Annotated in this window: 8 protein-coding genes; 4 read left to right on the forward strand and 4 right to left on the reverse strand. The window is 40.3% G+C overall.

Annotated elements, in window-relative coordinates; translation table 11 throughout:
* Positions 1-235: 235 nt before the first annotated feature.
* The 4 genes from AC33VI_RS04220 to AC33VI_RS04235 all read right to left on the reverse strand — a co-directional run bounded on the left by AC33VI_RS04220 (position 236) and on the right by AC33VI_RS04235 (position 4,465).
* Positions 236-1,327: a D-alanine--D-alanine ligase family protein gene (locus tag AC33VI_RS04220; protein ID WP_491781023.1), complete on the reverse strand. Its 1,092-nt coding sequence runs from the start codon at positions 1,325-1,327 to the stop codon at positions 236-238.
* Positions 1,328-1,499: 172 nt separating this feature from the next.
* Positions 1,500-1,967: a hypothetical protein gene (locus AC33VI_RS04225; RefSeq protein WP_491781024.1), complete on the reverse strand. Its 468-nt coding sequence runs from the start codon at positions 1,965-1,967 to the stop codon at positions 1,500-1,502.
* A 179-nt stretch (positions 1,968-2,146) separates the two neighbouring features.
* Positions 2,147-3,472, reverse strand: coding sequence for an ATP-grasp domain-containing protein (locus AC33VI_RS04230; protein ID WP_491781025.1), 1,326 nt, complete (start codon positions 3,470-3,472; stop codon positions 2,147-2,149).
* Positions 3,473-3,592: 120 nt separating this feature from the next.
* Positions 3,593-4,465, reverse strand: coding sequence for an O-methyltransferase (locus tag AC33VI_RS04235; protein WP_491781026.1), 873 nt, complete (start codon positions 4,463-4,465; stop codon positions 3,593-3,595).
* Between the two features lie 660 nt (positions 4,466-5,125).
* Here AC33VI_RS04235 and AC33VI_RS04240 point away from each other — a divergent pair.
* From AC33VI_RS04240 to chlG, 4 genes are all read left to right on the forward strand, one after another.
* Positions 5,126-6,175 carry an NAD(P)-dependent alcohol dehydrogenase gene (locus AC33VI_RS04240; RefSeq protein WP_491781027.1) on the forward strand — a complete coding sequence of 350 codons (1,050 nt, stop codon included), beginning with the start codon at positions 5,126-5,128 and terminating at the stop codon, positions 6,173-6,175.
* Between the two features lie 175 nt (positions 6,176-6,350).
* The gene (petP, locus tag AC33VI_RS04245) at positions 6,351-6,545 is read left to right on the forward strand and encodes a cytochrome b6f subunit PetP (RefSeq protein ID WP_491781028.1); all 195 of its coding nucleotides are present in this window, start codon (positions 6,351-6,353) and stop codon (positions 6,543-6,545) included.
* A 41-nt stretch (positions 6,546-6,586) separates the two neighbouring features.
* Positions 6,587-7,681 (forward strand): Get3/ArsA fold putative tail anchor-mediating ATPase NosAFP, encoded by a 1,095-nt coding sequence (locus AC33VI_RS04250; protein WP_491781029.1) that lies wholly within the window; start codon positions 6,587-6,589, stop codon positions 7,679-7,681.
* 46 nt (positions 7,682-7,727) lie between these two features.
* Complete coding sequence (chlG, locus tag AC33VI_RS04255; RefSeq protein WP_491781030.1) at positions 7,728-8,717, forward strand: chlorophyll synthase ChlG; 990 nt, start codon at positions 7,728-7,730, stop codon at positions 8,715-8,717.
* Positions 8,718-8,990 lie beyond the last annotated feature (273 nt).

Consider the following 8,990-nt stretch of genomic DNA (forward strand, 5'->3'; position numbering starts at 1 on the left):
TAAAGCTTATTTGTATTACAAGCAGCGATTAAAAACCCTTCGGGCGGGCGTGGAATAAGATTTGCCAGACACCAGCATTAGTTGCGGTAAACCACGGGCATTACTGCCCGCTAAAAACTAAGAACTAAATACTAAAGACTAAAGACTATTCTCTTCGAGTAATTCTCTTATCCCGAACTCAGGTTATCCTAAGTGTAATTTGTTCCAGAATCTGAAGACACGCCTGGGCAACGGTTTAATTATGTTCGGCATTGACATATTGGAATAAAGAACCACAAGCGATGCGAGTGCGCTGGGCTGCTTGACTCCAAATTTTAAATGCAGTTGTTTCTACATCTTGTCCGTTAGCAACTAGCATCTTAGAAAGTACGCTGGCAGGAATAAAAGACCAAAAAGAACAAGACTCTAGCATATATGGCTCTTGAGTCTCTTCGTGGATGCGGAAGTCATAGAGGGAATAGTCGCGACAGCCTAAAGCACGATGGGCTTTTTTGACGGCTTGACTTAGTTTGAGTTTTAGTTCTGGACTAATTTCCGATGGACAAGCGATGTTTACTGGTTGTCTCACCATTTCTCCATTGTCTTTAGTTCCTAATTTGTTATCCAAAGTCCGAATCGGATTTTCTTTGGTCAAGAGGTATTCCATTGCTGGCAATACTTCTAGTTTGCCATCAACTTCGATCGCGCCAACTCGCAATTCTCTACCAGGGATGTATTCTTCAATTAGTAGCACTTCGTCGTATTTGAAACCTGTTTCTAGTGCTGATGTTATTTCAGATTCTTCTCTAACTAGAGTAATGCCGACGGAATTATCTTCGGAGTTAGGTTTAACTACAAAAGGGAGTTTCATGGTCAAAGTATCCCCTTGTCTCAATAACTGTGCTTCAGCTACTCTGACTCCTTCGGGGGCAACAATGTTGCGAGTGTGAGATTTGCTGGTAGCGAGGGCGATGGAATTGGCTCTAGTGCCGACTACGGGAATATTGAGTAAATCCTCAAAAAATGAGCGATAGCTAGTCATACCAGGGAAACAAAACATATGGGGCACGACTACATCAACCTGGGGTAACTGAGAAATAGCTACCTGGAGAGAGATTTTTTCTCCTAATTCAGTTAAAGACGAGCCTAATTGCCAGAAGCCATCGGGATGTACCACAGCATAGTAGACGGTTACTCCCCCAGGTTGTACTACTTCTTGGGCATATAAAACAGATAGCTTGTAATAAAAATCGGAAACCGCAGAACCTACTAAATGTAGAACTTTAAGAGTAGGGCGATCTTTTAAAGAGGGTAATTTATCGGTGGATATAGTTTTAAATGTAGTCATTTTGTTAATTGTTGATTATTGATGGGCAGAGGAAAATTAGCTTTTTTAAGAGAGAAATAAAATGTTAAATCAATAAAATAGCTAGCAACCATATTTAATTAATAATGAATTTTTTTGCTCGATCTCAATTCCGAAAGGAGCAATTACTCATGATTATTAATCGAGCGATCGTTTATATGAATGGTAAATTACTGACATAATTTTTCTCTGGATTACATTGCAATCTATCGGGAATTGTTAAAGCACCAGGCTCAAATTTATTTGAGGTAAATATCCATTTTCTTAATCTACAAGACCAGTGATAAATCAGATATTCACTATCTTGTTCTAGAACTAAGACTGCGTGTCTAAGTCCCGCGCCTCCATCTCCGTTAGGTTTATTCCATGCAGTCAAAGGCGTTAAGTCTAGCCAAGACTTTAATGGTTTTCTATTGGATTGAATGCAATATTTAATGTCAGGATTATTTATTTGGGAAATAACATTTTTAGTTTGTTTGATCGCCAAGATAGGAAAAATTAGATTGATAACCATTGCTAAAGCTATGGAAATAGCAAAGCTATAGATAAAAGTCGAAACTTGTTTTTTACTCAAACGACCGAAATTAATGCGATCGCTTTTTTGAACGATAAAACCAACCAAAATAGTTAAAGCGATGCCTAAAATGACAACCCCATAAGCTTGCCATGCTGGTTGATACCTATGCCAGAATTTTGTCAGGAATAAATAGCTGTTGAATAGCTCTCTTTGAAAATTTACTAGTTCGTAGTTTTTAGTTTTTAGTTCTTAGTTTTTAAAGTTTAATTATAATTTTCAATGATTTAGTCTCCTCCTATTTCGACTAATTTGCCAATATTGAAATCGATTTTCACCCAACCTTGGAGGCGAAGTAAATTACCGAGCAATAATAGGGGAATTTGCCAGTTATGGAGCATTAAAAAGGGTAAAGGGTCTTCAGGAGTTAAAATTGCGTCAGTTCCTTTGGTTACCTTGTTAAACCAAGTTGTTAAATCTTTTAAAGATCTAATTTCTAAGAACCGCCACAGTTCGTGATAAGTCCAGTAGGTTGGTTTGCTGTTGGGTAAAGGAGTTATAGGTGCTTCTCCTGGCACGCCATCGGTTAGATAGGCATTGGCTACTCCTGGATGGTCGTGAAACATAGTGATTGCCGAGTGGAGACGGGGATTGCATTCGATGGGATATACAGTACCGTCTGGGGTTTGAATCATGTCAAAACAAATTTGCCCCGTCAGATTCATTTTCGCGATAAAGGTAGCTACCCAGTTATAAATGGCGGGGTTATCTACTTGTTCGTAGTTCACCTGGAAGGGAGAAGATTTGGAGCAGCAGTGCAGTCGGATTTTGCCGTTTCTCGCTGTGGCGTGGAAACAATATTCTTTTCCTTTAATAAATTCCTGCATCACCCAAGGTTTAGCTTCGCTAATGGGTAAACTCCTAACATAGTCTTCCATTCCAGGGAAGGGTAGTCTGGTTAAATCGAGACGCAACACGGAATCGTAGGGAATACTTTTAACAATGTAAACGCTACCGTCTTTCTCGAAATCAAAATCGATAATTTGCTGCGGATCGGTAATGCGAAATACTTTAGGCGCAGACAAACCGAACTCTCTGGCTTTGCTACAAAAAGCGTGTTTGTCGTCTAAAATTTCTGTTTCTTCTGGATTTAGGTGCAGAGACTCGCAATAAGGCTCTAAAGCTTTTTTTGCTAAAGAATCATAGTAACTAGCAATAGGACTAGATACAGGAATAAACAAATCGATGTTTTTATCTTTAGCAATGTCTACTAAAGCCTGACAGTAAGCTTCTGGCTCTTTTTCTGGGACTGGTACGGTAAAAAATCCTTTTACGGCGCGGGAAAAACGATGCCCCGACAGCCAGTATTTATGGGTTTCTACCAAATAAACTTCATGTCCGTCGCGATGAAAAGACCTTGCTAACTGCAAAGCTTTGGTCATTTTTGCCCCAGTAATCAAAATTCGCTTTTTCTCTACTGCTGTCTGTTGAGAATTACTGATAAAAATGCCTTTAATCCAGGTTAATACTACCGCCGTTAAATTAAATGGCAGCAGTAATAATAATAATGCGAGAGTACCGATATTTTTGGCAATTGCCGAACTTTTATTCATTGAATATTAAACATTAAACATTGAACATTGAACATTAAGCATTTGCGATTGAGAAGCTGATAGCTGAGAGCTAATAGCTGACAGCTAACCTAGCTAACTCATCCTGTTATCCCAGAGAGGCTATTTACGCTTAATAATTGTCAAACCGTCGCGGATGGGAATCATTACCTGTTCGACGCGAGGATCTTCGGCGACAAAACGATTGAATTCGGCGATCGCTTGACCATTTTCGGTACGTTCTGCTTCTGATAGGTAAGGCTGTCCCTGCATTAAGGTATTGTCCACGCAGATAAAGCCATCCTTGGCTAGTAGATTGGTATCTAGTAATAAGTTGAGATAGTTAACATAACCGCCCTTATCCGCATCGATAAAGGCTAAATCAAAGCTTTTTCCTCGAACGATTAATTCTTTCATGGTGTCCCTAGCAGGAGCAACTTTTAATTCGATTTTTTTACCGTGTTCGGAAACATCAAAACATTTTTGAGCGAAGTTCGCGGCATATTCATCTACTTCACAAGCAATAACGCAACCATCTTCGGGTAGAGCTTCGGCGATCGCTAGGGCAGAATAGCCAGTAAATACGCCAATTTCTAGTACGTTCTTAGATTTACTAATGGAAACTAGCATTTTTAACAACTGTCCTTCCAAATGCCCCGAAAGCATCTCTTGTTCTAAGGCTTTAACCGTAGCACCATTATCAAAATGCTTGCTCCAATCTTCTCTTTGAGTTTTGTCCGTAAGATTAGCTAAAGCTGCCGACTCTGGAGTAGTACATTGTTCTAAATAGGGGTCTAAACCTGCTGCCAGCTTAAAAGCTTTGTTTAAAGATGCCTCGAATTCATCTGAAACTGATTCGGTTCTAGCATTATTGACGATTTTTTCTAGCTGCTGTACCAGAATTCCTAGAGGCGTAACGGGTCTTACCACTAGTTTAACCTGTTGCTCTGTGTGGTTATTCAGATTCGAGTTAGATATATTAGCGACGCTGACCATAAAAGTTATTGACTTACTTATTAATACTTTTGCGTTAGCTTTTTTCAACCACAAATAATCGATACTATTCGCCAATTGAAAAAAATCAGAGATTTGCTTGATCGATCCTTGTTTGTTGGCAGCTTAAAAAGTAGTCTCGGCACAAAAAGTTCCGATGACAAATACGAGCAAGACATATCTGCTGGTTCGAGCGCCTACTGAAGATAGCAGCTTAATTTCCCCTTAAAGCAGTCAAGCTTGGTTCGTTAATAATTTGCAACCATAGATAGTCATATTGATAAACAATAAGACAATTAGGAAACAAGGTAGATTCAAAAAAACTCTATTTTTGGATAAGTTGTTGTTGGAAACTGCTTCATTAATCTACAGATTATTGACTCCATTTCTTACGCGGGTATTCGTATATAGCCGTGAACTTGAAACAAGGTCTAATTTTCTAACCTAGATTCAAACACAAACAAACTTATCTACTTTTTGCTAAAGCATGTTTACAAAATAGAGTCTAGCATTATTTGTAAACTAATGTAAACGAAAGTCTAATTTTTCTCATCAAAAACCATCAACAGCAAAGATTCAGTAAAGACCTTAAATCGCTATAGAATTTTTAGTAGCAAACAGGTAAGTCGATTCTAATAAACCTTATAAATATCTAGTATTACCATGACACCTACCAAAGCTTATGCAGCCAAAACTCAAGCTGCCACTTTAGAAGCATTTGAAATCGAACGTCGTAGTATCGGAATAGATGACGTGCAAATTGCGATCGATTACTGTGGAGTATGCCATAGCGATCTGCATATGATAAACAACGATTGGGGTTCGTCAGCCTATCCCCTCGTACCAGGACATGAAATTATCGGTCGCGTAACGGCAGTAGGAAGTAATGTCACCGACTTTAAAATTGGCGATCGCGCTGCGGTGGGCTGTTTGGTAGATTCTTGTCGTACCTGCGATGCTTGCCAAGAAGATCTCGAACAATATTGCCTGAATGGATTTACTCTAACTTACGGCAGTCCTACTTCAGATCCAGGGGGATTTACCTACGGCGGATATTCCCAAACAATTGTTTGCGATCGCAATTTTGTCTTGCGAGTACCAGAAAACCTAGATTTAGCTGGTGCTGCACCGTTACTCTGTGCTGGCATTACTACCTACTCTCCCTTAAGACATTGGGGAGTCAAAGCAGGTCAAACCGTGGGCATTATCGGGCTGGGTGGTTTGGGACATATGGGAGTTAAATTTGCCAGTGCGATGGGGGCGCGGACTGTAATGATTACCAGATCTCCTGAAAAGGGTGAAGATGCCAAAGTTTTAGGTGCGGATGAAGTATTGCTGTCAACGGATGATGAAGCGATGCAAGCCTGGGCGGGTAAATTTGATTTTCTACTCAATACAATTCCAGTGGTACACGATCTCAATCCTTATTTAAACCTGCTCAAATTTAATTCTACGATGTGCGTTGTGGGGGCAATTGGCGAGTTTAAATCTCTACAAATGCCACAAATGATTTTTGGTCGTCGTGCGGTGGCAGGTTCTTTAATTGGCGGACTGAAAGAAACCCAAGAAATGCTTGATTTTTGTGGGGAACACAATATTACTGCCGATGTCGAAACCATTGCCATCCAAGAGATTAATCACGCCTACCAACGGATGCAAAAATCTGATGTGAAATATCGTTTTGCGATTGACATGAATACTTTAAAAGATTAATCGATTGCCAATTAATCTCGATTGTCGATCGCTTTTAAGAGGAATAGGGGCGTTTCACCAAACGTCTCTAAGTTGGCTTGTGAAAGAAAGATAGGCTCAAAGGCGACTTTTAAGAGGGTATGTTTTGCTTTAAACTGTGAATTGGCTCATTATAATTCGGAATAAATTAATCGCAATGGAAATCGGGCAGAAAGTTAAAGTATATAGAATCAAAGATAGAGTAAATGGCAGTGTAGCCAACAAGCTTGGTAAAGTCGGCACTGTTAAAGAATATAAAATGACTGATGGTAGTGGCGTAGGTGTAGTCGTTCAGTTTGACGATCGCAGTGCTACTTGGTTCTTTGAAGATGAAATCAAGCCCGTAGACTAGTCATAATAAGATAAACCATATAACAGACTAAATTTTTAAATATGCCCTCGATCGTCACCTTTTTAGGTAAAGGCGGTACGGGTCGCACTATAAGCGCGATCGCAACTGCTAAAAAACTAGCTACAGAAGGAAAAAAAGTTCTTTTAGTCGGACAAGATTCCAGTCCTGCCTGGGGAATGGTATTGGGAATACAACCCACCTCCGAGCCCCAAAAGATGGAAGCCAATCTGGAAGTTGTCCAACTCAAATCGACTGTATTGCTAGAAAACAATTGGGAAGAAGTTAAGCAAATGGAAGCCCAATACTTGCGATCGCCAATTCTTAAACAAGTATACGGTCAAGAGTTGGGCGTTTTGCCTGGGATGGATGTGGCGTTAGCCCTCAATGCCCTGCGGGAATACTATCAAAGTAATAAATATGATGCGATCGTTTACGATGGATCGGGAGATATTGCTACTTTAAGGATGTTTGGGATGCCAGAGATCTTGAGTTGGTATTTCCGTCGTTTTCGCGGTATTTTCACCGAATCGGATATTGTTAAAACCCTCGCACCTTTTGTCGGTCCTGTCACCAGCGCAGTATTAAACACCACTTGGACGGCAGAGGATATTACTAGCAATACTAATAATCCTGCTACTCAGATGCTAGAAAATGGTACGGCAGCTTTAAACCAAGGTAATGTAATTGCTTATTTGGTAACTACTGCTAACCCTTCAGCAGTGGCTACAGCTAAATACCTTTGGGGTAGCGCGCAACAAGTAGGATTGCAGGTAGGAGGCGTGTTAGTCAATCAAGGACAATCTGGCAGCTTGTCTGGTGACTTTGAGCCTTTAAATATTGATTATTTACCCGATTTTGATGGCAATAATTGGCAGTCGTTAATCGATAAGTTACCTACCATGTCTGGAGGCAGTAACCCTCCCAAACCCACAGAATTTGTCATGGCAGAAAAAAAAGTCAAGGTATATTTGCCAGGATTTGACAAAAAAGAGGTCAAACTTACCCAATATGGTCCCGAAATTACTATCGAAGCGGGAGATCAAAGACGCAACATTACTCTTCCCCCTGCTTGGCGCGGAAGTTCGGTAACGGGAGCTAAATTTCAAAACGGTTATTTAGAAGTATCTGTGGGATAACTAGTAAGTAGCAAACTTTAAACAAACCTTTAACAAAACAGAAATCATGTCCGATTCTTCAAGCAATATAGAAAAACCAGATAATTCAGGTAACTCTAAAACCCGCCAACTATTAGGCATGAAAGGGGCAGCATCGGGGGAAACTTCCCTATGGAAGATCCGCCTACAACTGATGAAACCTATTACCTGGATTCCATTAATTTGGGGTGTAGTTTGTGGTGCTGCATCTTCGGGGAACTACACCTGGACTGTCGAAAATTTCTTTCTCTCGGCTGCTTGTATGCTGCTTTCAGGCCCTTTAATGACTGGCTATACCCAAACAGTCAACGAACTTTACGATCGCGAAATTGATGCGATTAACGAACCCTACCGCCCGATTCCTTCTGGGGCGATCTCTCTAACTCAAGTCAACGTACAGATTTGGGTGTTGCTCTTGGCTGGTCTGGCTTTAGCTTATGGTTTGGACGTAGCTGTCGGTCATGATTTCCCCACGATTCTGTGTATTGCCTTGGGTGGTTCTTTTATGGCATATATTTATTCCGCCCCACCACTAAAGCTGAAACAAAATGGCTGGCTGGGTACTTATGCTTTAGGTTCTAGTTATATTGCCCTTCCTTGGTGGACTGGTCACGCCTTATTTGGGAATTTAAACTGGACGATCGCAATTTTGACTCTAATTTATAGTTTTGCAGGGTTGGGCATTGCCATTGTCAATGACTTCAAGAGTGTCGAAGGCGATCGCGCTTTGGGTCTAAAATCTTTACCTGTAATGTTTGGGGTAACTACTGCTGCTTGGATTTGTGTCATTGCGATCGATGTATTCCAAATTGGTATTGCTGGTTATTTGGTTAGCATTCACGAGAATCTTTACGCAACTATTGTATTCTTGTTAGTTATTCCTCAAATCGTGTTTCAGGATATGTATTTTCTACGCAATCCACTAGAAAACGACGTAAAATATCAAGCTAGCGCGCAACCCTTTTTAGTCTTTGGAATGTTATTTACAGGCATTGCATTGGGACACGCAGGGATTTAATTGCTGATGTTATCCACTAATTAATCTACGAAGGCTGGTTAAGGGGAAAAGGGAAAGGGTTAAAGGATTAATTGATTTGTTTTCATACCTGCTTGAAACTATTATTTTCTCCTTATTATGGGTAACGTTAGTTAATACCAATTCTCTATAACAATGCACTAAATAAAAAATTCTTCTTTTGCGCCTTTGCCCAGCGCACCGATCTGGGCTTGCCCCGTTTGGCTCGGGGTAAACGCCTTTGCGAGAAACAAAATCTCAATAATATTAAGTGCA

The sequence above is a fragment of the Waterburya sp. genome (genome assembly GCF_058530065.1).